Source organism: Saccharopolyspora dendranthemae, assembly GCF_007829955.1.
GTDB lineage: Bacteria > Actinomycetota > Actinomycetes > Mycobacteriales > Pseudonocardiaceae > Saccharopolyspora > Saccharopolyspora dendranthemae.
Map to the genome: position 1 here is coordinate 181819 of NZ_VIWX01000003.1, position 21282 is coordinate 203100.

Below are 21282 nucleotides of genomic sequence, written 5' to 3' on the forward strand. Positions count from 1 at the left end.
CTCGGGAGAACGCGGTTCCGGTGACCACTTATTCCGAGCTTCTAGAGTGACGTGCGTGGCAGGCAAGGAGACTCCAGCGACAGCGCTGCTGAACAAGAAGGGCGTGACGCACCGCGTGCACGCCTACGACCACGACCCGCGTGCGGATTCGTTCGGGCTCGAAGCGGCCGAAGCCCTCCAGCAGTCACCCGATCGGGTGTTCAAGACCCTGGTCGCGGACGTCGACGGCAACCTCACGGTCGGCGTGGTCCCGGTCACCGGGCAGCTCGATCTCAAGGCGCTCGCCGCCGCAGCGGGTGGCAAGAAGGCGAAGATGGCCGAGATCGCGGCAGCGGAACGAGCCACCGGCTACGTGGCGGGCGGCATCTCCCCGCTCGGCCAGAAGAAGCGCCTCGCGGTCGTCATCGACACCTCCGCCCAGGCCTTCGACACGATCTTCTGCAGCGCGGGACGCCGGGGCCTGGAGATCGAGCTGGCCCCGCAGGACCTGGCGGACCTGCTGGGCGCGACGTTCGCCGAGATCTCCGCCTGAGGGAATCCGGGGGGAGCGACCCACGCAGGGCCGCTCCCCCCGGCACCCCGGTGCCGCTGCCGCGCAAACAGCCGCACCCCGCGCCGGACAGGACGGAGTCCGCCCCGCCCGGTGTTGCGAGAGCTCGGGGGCTCGGCGCCGCCCGATGGTGCGGCTCCCGGCGCCGAGGATCAATGCGGGGAATTTCAGATGGTGATCGAGCCCCGGGTCCGGGCCGCCCACCTGCGCCGAACACCGCCGCGGGAACCCGCGCCACCAGGAGACACCACCCGACCGGGCGACCTCAGTCGATCAGCCGCAACACCCGGGTCAGCCATTCCGACGTGGCCCGGTGCACGGCGTCGACGTCGGCCTTGAGCGAGTGGTCCCCGGACACCAGCACGACCTCGCGGTTGTGCGCGGGCTCGGGCCTGCCGAACGCGTCGCGCTCCCCCTGCACGACCAGGACCGGGTTGCCGACCTCGTCGATCTCGCCCGCCCGCGACTTCTCCGGCTTGCCCGGCGGGTGCAGCGGGAACGCGAGGCACAGCACCGCCTGCGCCTCACCCGCCTCAGCCGTCCGGCAGGCCACCCTGGCCCCCGACGACCGCCCGCCGAAGATCAGCGGCAGTTCCGCGAACCAGCGCTCGCCGAGGTCCTCGACCACCGCCAGCCACGCGGCGTCCAGCTGCTTGGCAGGGGCGGGCGCCCTCCGGCCCGCCACCCGGTAGGGCTGCTCGACCAGCGCCACGTGCACTCCGGCATCGGTGGCCGCGCGAGTCGCGGCGACCAGGTCGGGCGCGTTGATCCCACCGCCCGCGCCGTGACCGAGCAGCAGCGCGGCACGACCTTCCTCGGCGCAGTGCAGCTCGGCCCTCGCCGGGCCGTGCGGGGTGTCGACCTCGACGCGGGTCATGAGTCGAACAACGCCGCTTGCTCGGCCGGCTCGGGCACCGGGTCGGACGGTTCCAGCAGGTCGGGATGGTTGTTGCGCATGCTGTTCACCTCGGTCGACACGGTGTGGAGCGCCAGCTCGCCGAGCGCACGGGAGTCGGGGCTCAGCAGTTCGTCGATCTCGCTCCGGGCGGGATCCAGCCACTCCGCCCAGCGGTCCTCGGGCAGCACCAGCGGCATCCGGTGGTGCACGTCGGCCAGCTCACCGACCGCGTCGGTCGTGACCACAGCGCAGGTCACCAGCGGCTGAGCCGCCGAGTTCGGGTCCCACCACGCTGAGAACACGGCGGCCATGGCCATGCTCGTCCCGTCGCGGCGTCGGCACAGGTAGGGCTGGCGGCGCTGGTCACCGGGCTTCCACTCGTACCACCCGGTCGCGGGCATCAGGCAGCGGCGCCGCCGCGCGGACTCGGCGTAGGCCGGCTTGGTGGTGATCGTCTCCGCCCGGGCGTTGATCATCGGCGGACCGCCGGTGGCCTCCTTCGCCCAGGTCGGCACCAGACCCCAGCGCACCGGGCGCACGCTGCGCTCAGCACCGCGCTGGACCACGATCGGGACGGTCTTGGTGGGCGTGATGTTGAAGTCCGCGCCGATCGCACCACCCGTCCGATCCGCAGCCGCGAACTCCTCGGCCAACGCCGCCGGGTCCCGCCGCACGGCGTAGCGACCACACATCCGCTCCCACCTCGAACTCGACTACTTCTCCCGGTCCAAACCTACCGCCTCGCCGCGGGCATCGAGAGACACGCGATCGAGCAGTTCCACGCCGTTGTTGCGGACGCTGTTGACCGCCGTGGAAACCGGCCTGACCTCGAGCGATTCGGCGATCTCCAGCGACGGCGGCGCGAGCAGATCGGACACGTCCGGCTGATCCGGATCCAGCCAGCGCGACCACGCCTGCGACGGCAGCACCATCGGCATCCGGTCGTGCACCCCGGTCAGCTGCCCGACCGCCGCGGCGGTCAGCACCGAGCAGGTCACCAGCGGCTCGGCCTCGTCGTTCTCCCGCCAGGTCGAGTAGATCCCGGCCATCGCCAGGCTCGAACCGTCCGGCGGCGTCATGAAGAACGGCTGCTTCGTGCCGCCCTCGCGCTTCCACTCGTACCAACCGTCGGCGGGCACCAGGCAGCGGTAGCGCTTGATCGAGCTGCGGAACGCGGGCTTGCTGGTCACCGTCTCCGACTTGGCGTTGATCATCCGGTTCCCGATGGACTTGTCCTTCGCCCAGAACGGCACCAGACCCCACCGCATCACCCGGATCGACCGTTCGGTGCGCTCCAGGTCGGCTTCGCCGGTCTCGTCCTGAGGGTGCCGCTGCACCACGGTGAGCACCCTCTTGGTCGGGGCGACGTTGAAGTCCGCTCCCGGCGCCGCGCCCCCGGTCGCGTCCAGCGCGGCGAACTCCGCCGCGAGCTTCCCCGGGTCCTTGCTGGAGGCGTACCTGCCGCACATCCGCCAGCCACCTCCTGCGCGTCGAAGGCCGTGTAGTCCACTTCATCCTGGCAGTCCGAGTTCATCCCTGGCGAGCGTCCTGACGCCCCGGCGCTGAAATACCCGGGTGGAATGCGGGATCATTGACCCATGACCCAGCTCTGGCCTGCTCCCGTCGCCGCCGGCGCGGTGCGCGCGACCGTCCCGCTGCCCGGTTCGAAGTCGATCACCAACCGGGCGCTGGTGCTCGCCGCGCTCGCCGACGGACCGTCCGCGCTGCGCGCGCCGCTGCGCAGCCGGGACACCGAGCTGATGGCCTCCGCGCTGCGCTCGCTGGGCGCCACGATCACCGACGGCCCGGACGGATCCTGGCAGGTCGACCCGGCTGACCTGCGCGGACCGGCGGAGGTCGACTGCGGGCTGGCCGGGACCGTGATGCGCTTCCTGCCCCCGGTGGCCGCCCTGGCCACCGGCCGGATCTCCTTCGACGGCGATCCGCAGGCCCGCAAGCGACCGCTGGGCACCGTGCTCGACGCGCTGCGCGAGCTGGGCGCGGACATCACCGGCGGTTCGCTGCCCTTCGAGGTGCACGGCACCGGCAACCTCCACGGCGGCACGGTCACCATCGACGCCTCGGCGTCGTCGCAGTTCGTCTCGGGCCTGCTGCTGTCCGCCCCGCGCTTCGACCACGGCGTCACCGTCCGCCACTCCGGCTCGCCGGTGCCGTCGCTGCCGCACATCGAGATGACGGTCGCGATGCTGCGCGACGCCGGTGTCGTCGTCGACGCCTCGCAGCGCAACACCTGGCGCGTCGAACCGGGCAAGATCAGCGCGCTGGACGCCGACGTCGAACCCGATCTGTCCAACGCGACTCCGTTCCTGGCCGCCGCGGCCGTCACCGGCGGCAGCGTCACGGTGCCCGGCTGGCCGGCCAGGACCACCCAGCCCGGCGACGCGATCCGCGAAATCCTCGCCCAGATGGGCGCCGACGTCCGCCTCGACTCCGACGGGCTCACCGTCACCGGACCCGACGAGCTGGCGCCGGTCGACATCGACCTGCGCGCCGTCGGCGAGCTCACGCCCACCGTCGCCGCCCTGGCGGCGCTGGCCTCCGGCCGGTCCCACCTGCGCGGCATCGCGCACCTGCGCGGGCACGAGACCGACCGGCTCGCCGCCCTGGAGAACGAGCTCAACGGGCTGGGCGGCCAGGTGCAGCAGACCGAGGACGGTCTGATCATCGACGCCAGGCCGCTCACCGGCGCCGAGTGGCGCTCCTACGCCGATCACCGGATGGCGACGGCGGGCGCGATCCTCGGGCTGAAGGTGCCGGGCGTGATGGTCGAGGACGTCGCCACCACCAGCAAGACCATCCCGGACTTCCCGGGGATGTGGGCCGCGATGCTCGGGGACTCCGCGTGATCCCGGGAGCCAGGAGATGAGCAAGCGCGGCTGGCGGAACCTCGACGAATCCGACGTGCGGGTGCGTCCCGGCAGGGGCAGCAGGCCCCGCAGCAAGCAGCGCCCCAAGCACGCGGACGCAGCCGAGGCGATGGTCATCGCCGTGGACCGCGGCAGGTGGACCGTCGCCCTCGACGGCGACCCGGGACGGGTGGTCACCGCCATGCGGGCCCGCGAGCTCGGCCGCAGCCCGGTCGTCGTCGGCGACCTGGTGGGCGTCGTCGGCGACACCTCCGGCAAGCCCGACACGCTCGCGCGCATCGTCCGCGTCGCCGACCGCACGAGCGTCCTGCGCCGCACCGCCGACGACACCGACCCCTACGAGCGGGTGGTCGTCGCGAACGCCGAGCAGCTCATCATCGTCACCGCGCTCGCCGATCCGCCACCGCGCCCCGGGTTCATCGACCGGTGCCTGGTCGCCGCCTACGCCGGTGGGCTGTCCCCGGTGCTGTGCCTGACCAAGTCCGACCTGGCCGACCCGGGCGAGTGGATCGCGAACTACTCGTCGCTGGACATGCCGATCACCATCACCGAACTCGACGCCGAACCCGCCGAGCTGCGGGAACTCCTCGCCGGGCGCGTCTCCGCGCTCGTCGGGCACTCCGGCGTGGGGAAGTCGACGCTGGTCAACCGGCTGGTCCCGGACGCCGAGCGCGCGACCGGCGAGGTCAGCGGCGTGGGCAAGGGACGGCACACCTCGACCTCCGCGGTCGCGCTGGCCCTTCCCGGCAGCGGCTGGGTCGTCGACACACCCGGCATCCGCTCCTTCGGCCTCGCGCACGTGACCGCGGACGACGTGATCGCCCCGTTCGAGGGTTTCGCCGAAGCGGCCGAGGAATGCCCGCCGAACTGCGGACATCTCGGCGGCACCGACGATCCCGACTGCTACCTCGACACCTACGCCGAGGAGGGAGGCGGCAGCGCTGATCAGCTCGCCTCGCTGCGCCGGCTCCTGCACTCCCGGGCCGGACGCGAAGAGACCTGATCAGCGGGCGAAGTCGTTCCCCCGAATGGGGAAACGCGTCCCGGGTGGGGTCGGGACTTCGTTGTTAGCGTTGGCCGGCGACGACGTCCGAACCTTCCGCCACTTCTCGCCGAGGAGCACGCCCGATGCCCCGTGCCCGCACCAGGACTGCGGTGTTGTCCGCTGGCCTCGTCATGACCGCAACTCTCGGTGCGTGCACCGGCGCGCCACAACCCCACGCCGCGATGCCCATGGCCCGCCCGGATCCGCGTCCCGTCGCCGAGGCGATGCTGGCCGACACCATCAACAAGATCAACCAGCACGGCACCGCGCACGCCACGATGTCCGGAAGTCTCGGCGTGGTCGGGCAACTCAACGCCGACGGCGCCGTCCGCTACCGCGGCCCGCAAGCGGACCTCGCCCTCGACGGCAAGACCCGCAACACGCGCACCGAGGACCTCGCCGTGTCCATCGTGGACGAGGTCGGCTACCTCAACACCCCGCTGGCCCGGCCCGACGCGACCAAACCGTGGCTGAAGATCTCCCAGGACGGCTCGGACTTCGGCTCGAAGCTGCTCAGCCCGGCGCTGGACCAGCTGCACGAATCCGTCGACCCGCGAGCCACTTTCAGCGGCATCGAGCAGGCCACCCGCATCCAGGACTCCGCGCCGGACACCGTCGACGGACGCCCGACGACCCGCTACGACCTGCGAGTCCTCACCGAAGAGGCCGCCAGGACCGCCACGGACGAGCAGCAGCGCGAGCGCTTCCAGCGGGCCGCCGAGAACGGCGAGCGCGAACTCGGCTACCAGCTGTGGCTCGACGAGAGCGGTCTGCCTGCGAAGTTCGCCGCCACCACCAAGGTCGCTCAGGCCGGCCAGGTCTCGCTCGTCTCCACCTACCGCGACTGGGGAAGCCCGGTGGACATCCACCTGCCTCCCGCCGCCGAGGTCGGGATCTTCGACGACCTCCCCCCGATGGCGCAGCCACCGCGCTGAGACCTCACATGAGCTCGAGCAGGAAGGGGACTTCCTGCGGGGCGAACCACGCGAGCTCGTGATCCTCGGCCTCGCCGAGCGCGAACTCCGCGTCCGGGTCGCCGAGGTCGGCGGCATCGATGACCTCGGCGGCCGCGCGGACCGCTTCCTCGGCCTCCGAGGTGTCGACGTGAACGGCGGCGAGCTGCCTCCAGCTCACCGGGCCGGACACCTTCACCACCGCGTGGTCGAGGTCAGGGCGAAGCGTCACGTCGTCCAGGTCGGCGGAGATCACGACCCGCCGCGGCTCGACCTTGCCCTCCTCGTCGGCGGCCAGCAGCCGCAGCGATGCCCGAGCCGCCTCCCGCATCGCGGCGTACTCCAGCTCTTCGGTGTCGCCGGCCGCGTAGGACTCGCGAAGCGCCGGAGTCAGCGCGAACGCCGTCCCGCCCAGCGGCTGAAGCTGCTTGTCCGCCACCAGCTGCTGCAGCATCGGCAGCGTGGCGGGCAGGTAAATCCTCATGCGTCGACCGTCCCGATCATCTCGTCTACAGCTTCACCGATCATCGCCGCCAGGACGCCGACGTCGGGCATCGCGTCCCGGTCCGCGTTCAGCCCGAAGTACACCGCGCCGTTGTAGGAGGTCACACCGACCGACAGCGACTGGTTCTTGGCCAGCGGCACCACCGGGAACATCTCCATCATCCTCGCCCCCGCCGCGTACAGCGGCACCTGCGGCCCGGGAACGTTGGTGACCAGCACGTTGAACAACCGGTCCGAGAACTCGTTGGCCACCCGGGCGCCCAGCGCGTGCAACGTCGGCGGCGCGGAACCGCCCACCTTCACCAGGGTGTCCGCGGCGACCGACTGACCGGACTCCGCGTGCGCGCGCATGGCATGGCTGACCTGGTGCAACCGCATGGTCGGGTTGCCCTCGCCCACCGGCAGGTCCACCAGGTACGCCGAGACCTGGTTGCCGGGCGTTCCCACCGGCAGGCTCGCGGTGTCCTGGTAGGTGGCGTCCGCCTCGGCGTCGTCCGAGCGGACCGACACCGGGACCATCGCGCGCAACGTCGTCGACGGCGTGACCACCTCGCCGCGGGAGAGCAGCCAGTTGCGCAGCGCGCCGGCCACCACTGCCAGCACCACGTCGTTCACCGTGCTGCCGTGCGCCTGCCGCACCGACCTGAGGTCGTCCAGCTTCGCCTTGGCCACGGCGAAGCGCCGCTGAGTCGACGTCGGGGCGTTGAGCGGGCCGCTGGGCGCGGGCACGAGCGCAGCGCGGACCGCGGAGGCCACGCCGCCGAGCGCGCGCGTCACCTTCTGCACCGTCGCCGAGGCGTCGACCATCGCGGCCCGGACGTTCTCCACGACCTCGCCGGGCCGCTGCACCGCGTCCGTGGCCGCTTCCACCAGCAGCTGCGCGACGGTCGGAGCCGGTCGCGGCATCCACAGGGCGTCGACGTCCTCCATCTCGCGGTTCCGCTTCACGTCGAAGATGACCTGCCCGATCTCGATCGCGCCGATGCCGTCGATCATCGCCTGGTGGGTCTTGGTGATGATCGCGACCCGGTTCTTCGACAGCCCCTCGACCAGGTACAACTCCCACAGCGGGCGCGTGTGGTCGAGCTTGCGGGACATCAGGCGCGCCACCAGGTCGTGCAGCTGATCGTCGTTGCCCGGTTTCGGCAGCGCCGACCTGCGCACGTGGTAGGTCAGGTCGAAGTCCTGATCGTCCACCCACACCGGACGCGCGAGGCTGCCCGGAACCTCCATGACCCGCTGCCGGTAGCGGGGCACCAGGCCGAGCCGCCGGTCGATCAGCGACAGCAGGCTCTCGTAGTCGAAATCGCTGCGCGGCCGGCGGAACACCGCGACACCGCCGACATGCATCGGCGTCGTGTAGTCCTCCAGGTAGAGGAAGGAGGCGTCGACGGCGGAGAGGCGATCGGGCATGCGGAGATCCTGGCACACATGCTCATCGTGCCGAGGGGTTCACCCTCCAGCTCCAAACCGGGGCATGTGACACTTGATGGTGTGACCAGCGAAGTTTCCCCGAAGGACCGATTCGTCACCGTCTACGGCCGCAAGCCCGTGTTGGAGGCGTTGGCCGACTACGACCTGCGGGTCGACAAGGTGATCGTCGCGGAAGGACTCCGCGGTGGGCCCATCGCGGAAATCGAGGAGGCGGCCGCCGACCGCGCGGTCAAGGTGCAACGCGCCAGCGCGCACCGGGTGAAGGTGCTCGCCGGCAACGGCCGGCACGATCAGGGAGTCGTGGCCGACGTCGTCGCCCGCAAGATGCGGCCGCTCGTCGACGCGCTCGCCGATCCCGCCACCGCCCCGCGCACGATCCTCCTGCTCGACGGCCTGACCACGCCCGCCAACGTGGGCATGATCCTGCGGACCGCGACGGCCTCCGGCATCGACGGGATCGTGGTGCCGCACCGAGGCGTCGCCGGTCTCGACCCGCTGGTCATCAAGGCCTCCGCCGGAGTCGCGTTCCACGCCCCGGTCCTGCGCACTCGCACCGCAGCCGAGGCCGCGGAGCTGCTCACCGACGCCGGGTACCCGCTCTACGCCCTCGACGCCGACTCCGAGCACAACCTCTACGACACCGATTTCGGCGACCGCGCGGTGTTCGTGCTCGGCAGCGAGACCGCCGGCCTGTCCGCGGAGGTGGAGGAGCGCATCGCTCAGCCCCTGTCCATCCCGATGGCCAACGGGGTCGAGTCCCTCAACGTCGCCAGCGCCGCAGCGGTCCTCTGCTTCGAACTACGCCGCCGCATGTCCCGCTGAGCACTCCATCGCCGCATCGCAGCGGGAATCGTGGTGTCGGGAACTGCCGGATTCGTGAACGCGAAACCGCTGTTCCCCGCACGACGATTCCCGCTGTTCTCGAATGGCGACGACGCCAATCGACCACCTGGCGAATTAATAGAAATGCAAAAAGGGGTGGGGTGGACAGATCACTCTGTCCACCCCACCCCTCTTTAAGGAATGTGTCGGCGGTGTCTTACTCTCCCACACCCTAGCGAGTGCAGTACCATCAGCGCTGGGGAGCTTAGCTACCGGGTTCGGAATGGGACCGGGCGGACCCTCCCCGCCATCGCCACCGACAACCCTCAGCCCCGTCCGAAAACGGGAAACCAATGGGCGCCAACAACGTTGACACATATTGAGTTAACAACCCTGGGTTGTTGTCTCAGATATCGTATAGTGGGTGCGTAACATCTTTGTGAGCAAGTCCTCGGCCTATCAGCACCGGTCAGCTCCACACATTACTGTGCTTCCACATCCGGCCTGTCAACCCGGTCATCTACCGGGGGCCTTAACCCACAAAGGGGTGGGAGACCTCATCTAGGAACAGGCTTCCCGCTTAGATGCTTTCAGCGGTTATCCCTCCCGAACATAGCCAACCAGCCGTGCTCTTGGCAGAACAACTGGCACACCAGAGGTTCGTCCGTCCCGGTCCTCTCGTACTAGGGACAGCCTTCCGCAAGTCTCCTACGCGCGCGGCGGATAGGGACCGAACTGTCTCACGACGTTCTAAACCCAGCTCGCGTGCCGCTTTAATGGGCGAACAGCCCAACCCTTGGGACCAACTCCAGCCCCAGGATGCGACGAGCCGACATCGAGGTGCCAAACCATGCCGTCGATATGGACTCTTGGGCAAGATCAGCCTGTTATCCCCGGGGTACCTTTTATCCGTTGAGCGACACCGCTTCCACCAGCCAGTGCCGGATCACTAGTCCCTGCTTTCGCACCTGCTCGACCCGTCAGTCTCACAGTCAAGCTCCCTTATACACTTACACTCAACACCTGATTGCCAACCAGGCTGAGGGAACCTTTGGGCGCCTCCGTTACCCTTTGGGAGGCAACCGCCCCAGTTAAACTACCCACCAGGCACTGTCCCCGATCCGGATCACGGACCCGAGTTAGATGCCCGGAACGACCAGAGTGGTATTTCACCAACGACTCCACCACCACTAGCGTGATAGCTTCCCAGTCTCCCACCTATCCTACACAAGCCGAACCAAACACCAATACCAAGCTATAGTAAAGGTCCCGGGGTCTTTCCGTCCTGCCGCGCGAAACGAGCATCTTTACTCGTACTGCAATTTCACCGGGCCTGTGGTCGAGACAGCGGAGAAGTCGTTACGCCATTCGTGCAGGTCGGAACTTACCCGACAAGGAATTTCGCTACCTTAGGATGGTTATAGTTACCACCGCCGTTTACTGGCGCTTAAATTCTCCGCTACACCCCAAAGGGCTTTACGGGTCCTCTTAACGTTCCAGCACCGGGCAGGCGTCAGTCCATATACATCGCCTTACAGCTTCGCATGGACCTGTGTTTTTAGTAAACAGTCGCTTCTCCCTGGCCTCTGCGACCACCACCAGCTCCCACCGCAAGGGCGTTCACCAGCAGTGGCCCCCCTTCTCCCAAAGTTACGGGGGCAATTTGCCGAATTCCTTAACCACAGTTCACCCGACCGCCTCGGTATTCTCTACCTGACCACCTGTGTCGGTTTCGGGTACGGGCCGTGCACACACTCGCTAGAGGCTTTTCTCGGCAGCGTGGGATCACTCACTTCACCACAACGGCTACGCATCACCTCTCACCCACAAGATGTGCGGATTTACCTACACACCGGGCTACAGGCTTACACCAGTACAACCACTGACTGGCAGAGCTACCCTCCTGCGTCACCCCATCACTTGACTACTATCCCATCGGGTCCCATGCACTCCACGCTTCACCCGAAGGATCCACATATCGCGGATGGTTAGCATCAAAGAATTCATCATGGACGCGCATGCACGGGTACGGGAATATCAACCCGTTATCCATCGACTACGCCTGTCGGCCTCGCCTTAGGCCCCGACTCACCCTGGGCGGACGAACCTTCCCCAGGAACCCTTGGTCATCCGGCGGAAGAGATTCTCACTCTTCACTCGCTACTCATGCCTGCATTCTCACTCCCACACAATCCACACCACGCTTACGCGGACGCTTCACCTCGTGCAGGACGCTCCCCTACCCAACCCAACAAAAGTTGAATTGGCATGGCTTCGGCGGTGCGCTTCAGCCCCGCTACATTGTCGGCGCAGGACCACTTGACCAGTGAGCTATTACGCACTCTTTCAAGGATGGCTGCTTCTAAGCCAACCTCCTGGTTGTCTAAGCGATCCCACATCCTTTCCCACTAAGCGCACACTTGGGGGCCTTAGCCGATGCTCTGGGCTGTTTCCCTCTCGACGACGAAGCTTCTCCCCCGCCGTCTCACTGCCACACTCAACTCAGGCGTATTCGGAGTTTGGCTGATCTCAGTAACCCGTGAAGGCCCATCAACCAACCAGTGCTCTACCCCACCCAAGCAACATATGACGCTGCACCTAAATGCATTTCGGGGAGAACCAGCTATCACGGAGTTTGATTGGCCTTTCACCCCTACCCACAGCTCATCCCCCAGGTTTTCAACCCTGGTGGGTTCGGGCCTCCACACGGTCTTACCCGCGCTTCACCCTGGCCATGGGTAGATCACTCCGCTTCGGGTCTACACCACGCGACTCCAACGCCCTATTCAGACTCGCTTTCGCTCCGGCTACCCCCAACGGGTTAACCTCGCCACGCAGCAGTAACTCGCAGGCTCATTCTTCAAAAGGCACGCCATCACGGTTGCAAAGACCGCTCTGACGGATTGCAGGCACATGGTTTCAGGAACTATTTCACTCCCCTCCCGGGGTACTTTTCACCATTCCCTCACGGTACTATCCACTATCGGTCACCAGGAAGTATTTAGGCTTAGCGAGTGGTCCCGCCAGATTCACAGCACCCTCCACGAAAGCGCTGCTACTCGGGAACACCACCACACGCTCAACAATGACTTTCGCCTACCGGACTCTCACCGTCTACGGTCAGGTTTCCCAACCTGTTCAACTAGCCATCATTGACACGCTGAAGGCTCAGTAGCGCCTTCCAACAGTGTCCCACAACCCCGCACACGCAACCCCTACCAGGTATCCCACGCGCACGGTTTAGCCTCTTCCGCTTTCGCTCGCCACTACTCACGGAATCACCAGTGTTTTCTCTTCCTACGGGTACTAAGATGTTTCACTTCCCCGCGTTCCCCCTCACACCCTATACATTCAGGCATGAGTAACCCGACATCACTCGGGCTGGGTTTCCCCATTCGGACACCCTCGGATCACAGCTCGTTTGACAACTCCCCGAGGACTATCGCGGCCTACCACGTCCTTCATCGGCCCCTGGTACCAAGGCATCCACCATGTGCCCTAAAAAACTTGGCCACAAAGATGCTCGCACCCACTATACAATTCTCAAACAACAACCCGAGACCACAACACACCCCCACACAACGTGGAGGCGGTGTGTTCTCTCAGACACCCAACAGCGGACCATAAAGCACCAGCACACAGCCGGCGAAAGTTAGTGTGTTCCACAATCCATCGAGCACCCGAGCAGTGACACATGCGGCCACTCCACTCGGAAACTCCAGCGAAAACGCTGGGTTTATCTTGCTCCTTAGAAAGGAGGTGATCCAGCCGCACCTTCCGGTACGGCTACCTTGTTACGACTTCGTCCCAATCGCCAGTCCCACCTTCGACCACTCCCTCCCAAAGGGTTAGGCCATGGGCTTCGGGTGTTACCGACTTTCATGACGTGACGGGCGGTGTGTACAAGGCCCGGGAACGTATTCACCGCAGCAATGCTGATCTGCGATTACTAGCGACTCCGACTTCACGGGGTCGAGTTGCAGACCCCGATCCGAACTGAGACCGGCTTTAAGGGATTCGCTCCACCTCACGGTATCGCAGCCCTCTGTACCAGCCATTGTAGCATGTGTGAAGCCCTGGGCATAAGGGGCATGATGACTTGACGTCATCCCCACCTTCCTCCGAGTTGACCCCGGCAGTCCCCCACGAGTCCCCGGCATAACCCGCTGGCAACGTAGGGTAAGGGTTGCGCTCGTTGCGGGACTTAACCCAACATCTCACGACACGAGCTGACGACAGCCATGCACCACCTGTACACCAACCACAAGGGAAACCGTATCTCTACGGCTGTCTAGTGCATGTCAAACCCAGGTAAGGTTCTTCGCGTTGCATCGAATTAATCCACATGCTCCGCCGCTTGTGCGGGCCCCCGTCAATTCCTTTGAGTTTTAGCCTTGCGGCCGTACTCCCCAGGCGGGGCGCTTAATGCGTTAGCTACGGCACGGAAACGGTGGAACCCATCCCCACACCTAGCGCCCAACGTTTACGGCATGGACTACCAGGGTATCTAATCCTGTTCGCTCCCCATGCTTTCGCTCCTCAGCGTCAGTATCGGCCCAGAGACCCGCCTTCGCCACCGGTGTTCCTCCTGATATCTGCGCATTTCACCGCTACACCAGGAATTCCAGTCTCCCCTGCCGAACTCAAGTCTGCCCGTATCGACCGCACGCCCACAGTTAAGCTGCAGGTTTTCACGGCCGACGCGACAAACCGCCTACGAGCTCTTTACGCCCAATAAATCCGGACAACGCTCGCACCCTACGTATTACCGCGGCTGCTGGCACGTAGTTAGCCGGTGCTTCTTCTACAGGTACCGTCACCCGAAAGCTTCGTCCCTGTCGAAAGAGGTTTACAACCCGAAGGCCGTCATCCCCCACGCGGCGTTGCTGCGTCAGGCTTTCGCCCATTGCGCAAGATTCCCCACTGCTGCCTCCCGTAGGAGTCTGGGCCGTGTCTCAGTCCCAGTGTGGCCGGTCACCCTCTCAGGCCGGCTACCCGTCGTCGCCTTGGTAGGCCACTACCCCACCAACAAGCTGATAGGCCGCGGGTTCATCCTGCACCGCCGGAACTTTCCACACACAGACCATGCGGCCGTATGTCATATCCGGTATTAGACCTCGTTTCCAAGGCTTATCCCAGAGTGCAGGGCAGATTACCCACGTGTTACTCACCCGTTCGCCACTAATCCACCACCGAAGCGGCTTCATCGTTCGACTTGCATGTGTTAAGCACGCCGCCAGCGTTCGTCCTGAGCCAGGATCAAACTCTCCAACAATGCTTTGTTGAAACAATCCCAGCACACACTCAACAACCCAAAGGTCGGAGCGTGATACTCAAAGAAACCACCAACCACCACCAAAAAGATGCTGGTCAGGGGCATAAAAGAACACTAACCAAAATGATCCGCTGTTGAGTTCTCAAAGAACACACCCACACCATCGCAATGGACCCAAGGCCCACCAACTCCGGGGAGTCATTTCCTCGATGTTTTCCCGCTCTCGCGGTGATCCCTACTTTAGACCATCCTGATTTCCTCGGTCAAACCGGGGGGTCTCATTCTCGTCCGTCGCCATTCCGTGACCTTCAACAAAGCCCCGTACCCGGCAACATCAAGCAGAAACAACCGCTCAATCGGTATTCACATTATCAAAAGGTCTTACCCGTTCTCACCGGGGTCCCACCACGCTAACACCCAAAGGCATTCACGAAGTTCTCGGGGCCCCGTCAGGCCCGGCCCGGTTTTTCCCGGTCCGTGTCGCTCTGACTTGGAATACTTTACGCACCCCGAAAAACCCGGTGAACACCACCCCCCTCTAAAGCCAAAACCGCAGGTCACAGCGCCAAGTCTTGGTCGAAGAGCGCTTGGAGCTCCAGGCTCGTGGATTCGGCGTCGGAGTGGTGGACGCCGACCATTCCGGTCGCGACCGCTCCGTCCACATTTCGGCGGAGGTCGTCGACGAACACGCATTCCCCCGGCACGAGCCCGAGCCTGCGCGCGGCGAGCCGGTAGATCTCGGCATCGGGCTTGGCGCATCCGACCGCACCGGAGAGCACGACCGCGTCGAAATCCGTCGACCGCACCGAGCCGGGAAGGCGGTCGGTGTTCGAGACGACGGCGGTCCGCACCCCTGCGGCGCGCACCGCTCTGGCCACGGCGTCCATGCCCGGCTGATCGAGCACGCCGGCGTAGTCCAGCAGCAGTCCTCGCAGATCCACGTGAGCACCGTATGCCACACGATCGGGTGGGACCGGCGGAAAGGTGACCGAAATCGGGGTCCTCGCGCCTCTTCCCCTCGAAGGCGAATCGACGACCGGGGAGGGCCCCATGACCGAAGTCCGCACCAGCACAGCGCTCCTGCCCGGTACCGATCCACCGCGCACTGCGGCCCCCGACGCTGCTCAGCGGACCGCGGTGGCCGTGGCCTCGACGATCGGTGCCCAGGTCTTCGCCGTGCTGGCCGGACGAACGCGCGCCGAACGGGTGCGCGAGCACCTGACGGGCCCGGTTTTCGGAAGCTTGATCAGCTCCCGGCTGCACGGGGCCCGCTCCCCGGAGTACCGGCTGCGTTCGGTCCACGCGTGCGCGATCGGTGACTCGGCCGTGGAGGCTTGTCTGATCGTGGGCGCGCACCGGATCCGCGCGCTGGCCCTTCGACTGGAGCGGCGGTCCGAGCGCTGGGTGTGCACCCGGTTGTCGCCGATCGAGCGAGGTGCGGCCTGAGAACAACCCCTAGGAGAGCGGTACTTCCCAGGTCACCGTCGTGCCGCTGTCCGGGGAGGACGTCAGGGTGCAGCGGCCGCCGGACGCTGCGGCACGTTCTTCGAGGTTGCGAAGTCCTCGCTTGCTGACGTCGCGGGGGATCCCGCAGCCGTCGTCGACCACCTGCAACCGCAGTCCGGCCTCCGAACGGCGAACGCGAACCAGCACGGTGCGGGCCCCGGAGTGCCGGACGACGTTGGACAGGGCTTCGCGCAACGCGGCCCGCGCGTGGTCGGCCACGGGGACCGGGACGTCGGTGAGGTCGCCGTCGATCTCCAGCGTCGGCGGTCGGCCCATCAGCTCACCGGCGATCTGCACCTCGGACCGGATCGAGTCGTCGAGCGCGGGTGCCTGCGTGGGCGTTTCCGGATCGGCGGAGCGCAGCGTGCGAGCCGTGGCGCGCACCTCCGCGATCGCCTGGTCGATCTGCTCGACGGTCTCGGCCAACCGGTCTCCGTCGGCGACGTCCAGGCTGCCCGCGACCCGGCGCTGCAGGACGTCCAGCTGCACTCCGGCCGCGTAGAGCCGCTGCACGATCACGTCGTGCAGATCGCGGGCGATGCGCTCGCGCTCCTGGTAGACGGCGATCCGCTGCCGGGCGGTCGAACCTTCGGCCAGCACGAGCGCGAGTCCGGCCTGCGCCGCGAAGGAGGTGAGCACGTCGACGGCGACGCGGTTGAAGGTCGAGGCGCCGCGCCGCCGGTAGACGGCGAGCGCGCCGAGGCGTCGCTCGCGGGTGCCGAAGGGCGCCACGGCGAACGGGCCGTAGACCCGCAGCGACGCGGGCACGTAAGGCGCGGTCAGCGGATCGTCGATCAGGTCGTCGACGACCACGGGAACGCCGCTTCGCGCGACGCGGGCGGCAGCGGAGCGGGAGGACAGCACGGTGCCGACCGGGTCGGCGAGCGGGCCGGTCGCGCTCGGCGCGCCGTAGGTGGCCTCGACGGTGAGCCTGCCGTCGTCCGAGCGCACGGTGACCACGCCGAGGTCCGCTTCGGCGAGCTCCGCGGCGCGGCGGACGACCAGGGGCAGCACGGTCTCGGGATCTTCCGCGGACAGCGCCACCCTGGTGATCTCGGTGGACGCGGTGAGCATCCGCCTGGCGAGGGTGGAATCCATGACGCTTTCGAGGCTATAGCGCCCGTACACGCGGTGAAGGGAGTTGCGACTGCGGTTCATGACACATCCGCCGTGGCGGTGACGGTGCCGTCGTCCACGCGCAGCACCAGGTCGGCGCCGGCGGTCTCGTCGAGCCGGTGCGTCACGTGCACGACCGTCCGGTCGCGCAGGCGCGCGCGCAGCCGGTCCAGCAACGGGTCGGCGGTCTCGGCGTCGAGGTGCGCGGTGGGCTCGTCGAGCAGCACCAGGTCGGCGTCGGCGAGCAACGCGCGGGCCAGCGCGAGCCGTTGAGCTTCGCCACCGGACAGCTCGGTTCCGCCGCTGCCGACCGGTGTGCCCAGGTCCCAGCCGGGCAACCCGGCGACGTCGAGCGCGTCGGCGAGTTCGGCGTCGTCCGCGCGAGGTGCCGCGAGCCGGAGGTTCTCGCGGATGGTGGTGGTCACCAGCTGCGGGTCCTGGGGGCACCACGCGACGCGTTCGGGCACCCGGGCCAGGCCGCGAGCGGGTGGCAGGAACCCGAGCAGCAGGGCGACCAGCGTCGACTTGCCCGCTCCGGACGGACCCACCACGGCGACGTGCGATCCGGCGGGGATGGTCACCTCGACGCCGGTGAGCACCGGTTCGCCGCCGGGCCAGGAGAAGTCGGCATCGACCAGTTCGATCTCGCCGTCGGTCTGCCCGGCCACCGGTTCGTCGTCGTCACCGGTCAGCAGCGGTGCGATCCGGTCGTGGGCCGTGCGCAGCGACCGCCACTGCTGCGCGGCGGGCGGGAGCAGCGCGATGGCTTCGGCCGCGGCCAGCGGGACGAGCCCGAGCAGCGGTGCGAGTTCGGGGGCCAGGCGCCCTTCGGAGACGGCGACCGCCGCCAGGTGGGCGCTGCCGAGAACGGCGACACCGATCAGCAGCGTGTGCACGGCGGTCGCGGCACCGGTTCCGAACGCGGCCCGCCGAGCGCGGGCGGCCAGCCGGGTGTCGGCCGCCGCGAGCTCCGCCCTGCGACTGGTGTGCGCCCCGAAGGCGAGCAGCTCGGCCGCACCGTCGAGGAGCGCCAGCACCCGCGCGGACACCACGCGACGACCTTCCGCGACCGCGTCGCTGGCTCGCCGTTCGGCGATCACCGCGACCACCGGGGTCGCCACGCCCGCCACGACCAGGGCGATGGCGAGCACGAGCCCGGCCTCCGGCAGCACCAGCGACTGCACGACGACGGCCGCGGCGAGCACCGCGAAGGCGATCAGCGGTGGCAGCAGGACGCGCGGGATCAGGTCGCGGACCTTGTCGACGTCGTCGACGAGACGCGCCACGCCCTCCCCGCGTCGCAAGCCGGCGGTGCGCACGGGCCCGAGCCGGACCAGCCCCGCCCACAGCCGTTCACGCAGATGACCGGCGACGCGGAAGGCGGCGTCGTGGGTGACGAGCCGTTCCAGGTAGCGCAGGGCGGCGCGCGAGAGCGCGAAGGTGCGAACCCCGACGACCGCGACGGAGAGCGTCAGGATCGGCGGTTGTTGCGACGCGCGCGCGATCAGCCAGGCCGAGACCGCGGTGAGCGCCAGCCCGGACAGCAGCGACAACGCCCCGAGTCCGGCCCCGGCCAGGACCCGGGGTCCGATCAGGTCGCGCAGCCGACCGCGACGCTCTCCCGGCGAGGAGTCCGCCACCTCGGCGGTCGGAGCCGAGGTCTCGACCTCGACGCCTTCTCCGGTCGGGCGGTGGCTGGCCAGGACGACGGTCGCGCCTGACGCGGCGGCCCGTTCGATCGCGGCGTCGACGTGCTGCGCGCTCGCCGCGTCCAGGTGGGCGGTGGGTTCGTCGAGCAGCAGGAACCGCGCCTCGCCGCGCAGCCGCAGCAGCGCGCGGGCGACGGCGACCCGCTGCCGCTCACCGGCGGACAGCTCGTCGACGCGCCGGTCCCGCAGGTGTCCGGCGTTGGCCTCGGCCAGCGCCTCGTCGACGTGCGCCGACAGATCGGGCTGGTCCGCGCCGGCCACCAGCAGCTCGTCGTGGACGGTGCCGCCGGTGAAGGTCGGGTGCTGCGGGACCCACGCGATCCGGCGCCGCCACTCCACCACGTCGGGATCGGCTCCACCGCAGGTCACCGTGCCGGAATCCGGGCGCACGAAGCCCAGGACAACCGCCAGCGCGGTCGATTTTCCGCTGCCGCTGGGGCCGATGTCGCCGAAGGCGAGCCGGACCACGGTCCCGGGTCGCGCGGTGAAGCTCAGCCCGTCCGGCACGAAGGCGTCGCGGCGGCGGACGCGCAGTCCGGACACGCGCAGCACACCGGGGTCGTCGTCCGGGTCCCCGGTGATCGCGAACCCGGTTCCGTCCGGCTCGGACACGAGCTCGTCCACGCGCCGGACGGCCTCCACGCCGTCCTCGCTGGCGTGGTGCGCGGCGCCGACCGCGCGCAGCGGCAGGTAGCACTCCGGAGCCAGGACCAGCACGAGCAACCCCGTGCTCAGGTCGAGGTCGCCGGACACGAGCCGGAGGCCGATGCCGACGGCGACCATCGCGACCGACAACGACGAGAACAGCTCCAGCACCAGCGCGGACAGGAACGCGATCCGCAACGTGGCCACGGTGCTGCGGCGGTGGTCCTCGCTGACCCGGCGCACCACCTCGCGCTGCGCCCGCGCGCGGCGGAACGCCGTGAGCACCGGCAGCGCGCGGATCAGTTCGAGCAGGCGCGCGGACAGCCGGTGCTCGGAGTCGGTGGCGCGGGCGGTGCGCTTCTCGGTGTAGCGGCCGACGAGCCAGGCGAACAGCGGGATGAGCGGCACGGTCAGCACCACGACCAGCGCCGACACCCAGTCGGACCAGAGGATCCAGGCGCCGACCAGCGGTGGGACGACCGCGGCCGTGACCAGCGCGGGCAGGTACTTGGTGAAGTAGGCGTCGAGGGCGTCCAGGCCGCGGGTGGCGAGAGCGGTCAGCTCGGCGGGCCCGCGCCTGCCGATCCACTCGGGCCCGCGCCGGAGCGCGGTGTCCAGCAGCAGTCCGCGCAGCTCTTCCTTCGCTCCGGCCGCTGCGCGCGCGGACACCGATTCGGTCGCCCAGCTGAGCGCGGCGCGGGCGATCACGGCGACGGCCAGGACCACCAGGCGATCGCTGATCTCGGCGGCGGGCACGCCGCGCACGACGACGTCCGCGAGTGCGCTGCCGATCGCCCAGGCCTGCGCGATGAGCGCGACGGCGTTGCCGACGGCGAGCAGCCCCGCGATGACGAGCGCGCGCCGGGTCGCCCGGGACAACCGGGGCAGGGCGCCGAGCGGCCCGGTCACGGCGCGTGCACCGGAGGGATGTGCTTGGTGCCGATGCGCTTGCGGAAGACCCAGTAGGTCCAGCCCTGGTAGATCATCACGGCCGGGGTGCCGAACGCGGCGACCCAGGTCATGATCATCAGCGGGTAGTCGCTCGCGGCGGTGTCGGCGATCGACAGCGAGAACGCCGGGTCCACGGTGGACGGGATGACGTTCGGCCACAGCGAGCCGAACAGCGTCACCACCACGCTGGTCAGCGCGACGGCCTGCAGGAAGAACGCCTGCCCCTCGCGCCCGGCGGCGACACGGGCGATCCCGAGCAGACCGGCCACCAGGGCGATGCCGAGCGGGACCCAGGTCCAGGCCGAGCCTGCGCGGAACTGGGCGAGCAGCACCAGCGCGACCACCGGCAGCAGCAGCGGCACGCCCGCGCGCAGGGCGAACCGCCGGGCGCGCGACCGCATCTCACCTTCGGTCTTGAGCGCCAGGAACACCGCGCCGTGCAGCATCGAGAAGGTCACCACGGCGAGGGCACCGACGACGCTGGGCAGGCTGAAGATCGTCCACCAGCCGCCGAGCCGATCGCCGTTGGCGTCCAGCGGCAGGCCGAAGACGTTGGCCGACAGGACCAGTCCCACCATCGCGGGGGCGGTCCAGGAGGCCAGCACGATCACTGCGTCCCAGGTGCGGCGCCAGCGGTCGGTGTCGACCTTGCCGCGGTACTCGAAGGCGACACCTCGGCCGATGAGCACCAGCAGCAGCAACAGCAGCGGCAGGTAGGCGGTGGAGAACAGCGAGGCGTACCAGCCGGGGAAGGCCGCGAAGGTGGCGCCACCGGCCACGATCAGCCACACCTCGTTGCCGTCCCAGACCGGCCCGATGGTGTTGATCATGACTCGGCGGCGGGTCTCGCCGCCCTCGCGCCTGCGCGATCCGAAGATCGGCAGCAGCATGCCGACCCCGAAGTCGAAGCCCTCGAGGAACAGGTACCCCAGCCACAGCAGGGCGATCACGAGGAACCAGAAGGTGGGCAGATCCATCTCGGCCTC

Annotated in this window: 15 protein-coding genes and 3 rRNA genes; 6 read left to right on the forward strand and 12 right to left on the reverse strand. The window is 68.0% G+C overall.

The genetic code is table 11. From position 1 onward, the window contains the following. The first annotated feature begins 55 nt into the window (after positions 1-55). On the forward strand, positions 56-532 hold the full coding sequence (gene ybaK / locus FHU35_RS16080) for a Cys-tRNA(Pro) deacylase (RefSeq protein WP_145740464.1): 477 nt from the start codon (positions 56-58) through the stop codon (positions 530-532). 283 nt (positions 533-815) lie between these two features. On the opposite strand, the gene FHU35_RS16085 is transcribed toward ybaK, so the two are convergent. The 3 genes from FHU35_RS16085 to FHU35_RS16095 are packed head-to-tail and all read right to left on the reverse strand — an operon-like array spanning position 816 to position 2917. Continuing rightward, on the reverse strand, positions 816-1427 hold the full coding sequence (locus FHU35_RS16085; RefSeq protein WP_145740466.1) for an alpha/beta hydrolase family protein: 612 nt from the start codon (positions 1425-1427) through the stop codon (positions 816-818). After that, positions 1424-2140 (reverse strand): SOS response-associated peptidase, encoded by a 717-nt coding sequence (locus FHU35_RS16090; RefSeq protein ID WP_145740468.1) that lies wholly within the window; start codon positions 2138-2140, stop codon positions 1424-1426. The genes FHU35_RS16085 and FHU35_RS16090 overlap by 4 nt, the downstream gene beginning before the upstream one ends. A gap of 21 nt (positions 2141-2161) precedes the next feature. Then, on the reverse strand, positions 2162-2917 hold the full coding sequence (locus FHU35_RS16095) for an SOS response-associated peptidase (RefSeq protein ID WP_145740470.1): 756 nt from the start codon (positions 2915-2917) through the stop codon (positions 2162-2164). Between the two features lie 129 nt (positions 2918-3046). On the opposite strand from FHU35_RS16095, the gene aroA reads away from it, so the two are divergent. The 3 genes from aroA (at position 3047) to FHU35_RS16110 (ending at position 6316) form a co-directional block, all read left to right on the forward strand. Next, positions 3047-4315, forward strand: coding sequence for a 3-phosphoshikimate 1-carboxyvinyltransferase (gene aroA, locus FHU35_RS16100; RefSeq protein WP_145740472.1), 1269 nt, complete (start codon positions 3047-3049; stop codon positions 4313-4315). A gap of 16 nt (positions 4316-4331) precedes the next feature. After that, positions 4332-5339, forward strand: coding sequence for a ribosome small subunit-dependent GTPase A (gene rsgA, locus FHU35_RS16105; protein ID WP_145740475.1), 1008 nt, complete (start codon positions 4332-4334; stop codon positions 5337-5339). 125 nt (positions 5340-5464) lie between these two features. Further along, entirely contained in the window at positions 5465-6316 is an 852-nt protein-coding gene (locus FHU35_RS16110) for an SCO4651 family lipoprotein (RefSeq protein WP_145740477.1), read from the forward strand. Positions 6317-6320: 4 nt separating this feature from the next. On the opposite strand, the gene FHU35_RS16115 is transcribed toward FHU35_RS16110, so the two are convergent. Both FHU35_RS16115 and FHU35_RS16120 read right to left on the reverse strand, forming a co-directional pair. After that, complete coding sequence (locus FHU35_RS16115) at positions 6321-6818, reverse strand: DUF6912 family protein (protein ID WP_145740479.1); 498 nt, start codon at positions 6816-6818, stop codon at positions 6321-6323. After that, positions 6815-8251 carry a WS/DGAT/MGAT family O-acyltransferase gene (locus tag FHU35_RS16120; protein WP_145740481.1) on the reverse strand — a complete coding sequence of 479 codons (1437 nt, stop codon included), beginning with the start codon at positions 8249-8251 and terminating at the stop codon, positions 6815-6817. Before FHU35_RS16120 ends, FHU35_RS16115 begins: the two co-directional genes overlap by 4 nt. 81 nt (positions 8252-8332) lie before the next feature. Here FHU35_RS16120 and FHU35_RS16125 point away from each other — a divergent pair, with 81 nt between their 5' ends. After that, positions 8333-9094 (forward strand): TrmH family RNA methyltransferase, encoded by a 762-nt coding sequence (locus FHU35_RS16125; RefSeq protein WP_246110351.1) that lies wholly within the window; start codon positions 8333-8335, stop codon positions 9092-9094. A 204-nt stretch (positions 9095-9298) separates the two neighbouring features. Here FHU35_RS16125 and rrf read toward each other — a convergent pair. The 4 genes from rrf to FHU35_RS16145 form a co-directional block, all read right to left on the reverse strand. Further along, positions 9299-9415 (reverse strand): 5S ribosomal RNA (gene rrf / locus FHU35_RS16130). 118 nt (positions 9416-9533) lie between these two features. Next, positions 9534-12607, reverse strand: a 23S ribosomal RNA gene (locus FHU35_RS16135). A 239-nt stretch (positions 12608-12846) separates the two neighbouring features. Next, positions 12847-14369, reverse strand: a 16S ribosomal RNA gene (locus tag FHU35_RS16140). Together the 16S, 23S and 5S rRNA genes form the textbook arrangement of a ribosomal RNA operon. A gap of 557 nt (positions 14370-14926) precedes the next feature. Beyond that, complete coding sequence (locus FHU35_RS16145; protein WP_145740486.1) at positions 14927-15310, reverse strand: HAD-IA family hydrolase; 384 nt, start codon at positions 15308-15310, stop codon at positions 14927-14929. Positions 15311-15419: 109 nt separating this feature from the next. On the opposite strand from FHU35_RS16145, the gene FHU35_RS16150 reads away from it, so the two are divergent. Further along, the gene (locus FHU35_RS16150; protein WP_222429407.1) at positions 15420-15815 is read left to right on the forward strand and encodes an Rv3235 family protein; all 396 of its coding nucleotides are present in this window, start codon (positions 15420-15422) and stop codon (positions 15813-15815) included. 9 nt (positions 15816-15824) lie between these two features. On the opposite strand, the gene FHU35_RS16155 is transcribed toward FHU35_RS16150, so the two are convergent. From FHU35_RS16155 to cydB, 3 genes are read right to left on the reverse strand one after another with little or no spacing between them, the layout of a single operon-like run. Further along, complete coding sequence (locus FHU35_RS16155) at positions 15825-16973, reverse strand: GAF domain-containing sensor histidine kinase (RefSeq protein WP_145740488.1); 1149 nt, start codon at positions 16971-16973, stop codon at positions 15825-15827. Positions 16974-17029: 56 nt separating this feature from the next. Beyond that, entirely contained in the window at positions 17030-20254 is a 3225-nt protein-coding gene (gene cydD / locus FHU35_RS16160; protein WP_246110352.1) for a thiol reductant ABC exporter subunit CydD, read from the reverse strand. Next, positions 20251-21273, reverse strand: coding sequence for a cytochrome d ubiquinol oxidase subunit II (cydB, locus tag FHU35_RS16165; protein ID WP_145740490.1), 1023 nt, complete (start codon positions 21271-21273; stop codon positions 20251-20253). The genes cydD and cydB overlap by 4 nt, the downstream gene beginning before the upstream one ends. Positions 21274-21282 lie beyond the last annotated feature (9 nt).

Bases quoted from the DNA above. Each gene is read 5' to 3' on its own strand.
- FHU35_RS16150 (WP_222429407.1), top strand. From the start codon at position 15,420: ATGACCGAAGTCCGCACCAGCACAGCGCTCCTGCCCGGTACCGATCCA.
- FHU35_RS16155 (WP_145740488.1), bottom strand. From the start codon at position 16,973: ATGGATTCCACCCTCGCCAGGCGGATGCTCACCGCGTCCACCGAGATC.
- cydB (WP_145740490.1), bottom strand. From the start codon at position 21,273: ATGGATCTGCCCACCTTCTGGTTCCTCGTGATCGCCCTGCTGTGGCTG.
- FHU35_RS16085 (WP_145740466.1), bottom strand. From the start codon at position 1,427: ATGACCCGCGTCGAGGTCGACACCCCGCACGGCCCGGCGAGGGCCGAG.
- rsgA (WP_145740475.1), top strand. From the start codon at position 4,332: ATGAGCAAGCGCGGCTGGCGGAACCTCGACGAATCCGACGTGCGGGTG.
- aroA (WP_145740472.1), top strand. From the start codon at position 3,047: ATGACCCAGCTCTGGCCTGCTCCCGTCGCCGCCGGCGCGGTGCGCGCG.
- FHU35_RS16120 (WP_145740481.1), bottom strand. From the start codon at position 8,251: ATGCCCGATCGCCTCTCCGCCGTCGACGCCTCCTTCCTCTACCTGGAG.
- FHU35_RS16095 (WP_145740470.1), bottom strand. From the start codon at position 2,917: ATGTGCGGCAGGTACGCCTCCAGCAAGGACCCGGGGAAGCTCGCGGCG.
- FHU35_RS16090 (WP_145740468.1), bottom strand. From the start codon at position 2,140: ATGTGTGGTCGCTACGCCGTGCGGCGGGACCCGGCGGCGTTGGCCGAG.
- FHU35_RS16115 (WP_145740479.1), bottom strand. From the start codon at position 6,818: ATGAGGATTTACCTGCCCGCCACGCTGCCGATGCTGCAGCAGCTGGTG.
- FHU35_RS16110 (WP_145740477.1), top strand. From the start codon at position 5,465: ATGCCCCGTGCCCGCACCAGGACTGCGGTGTTGTCCGCTGGCCTCGTC.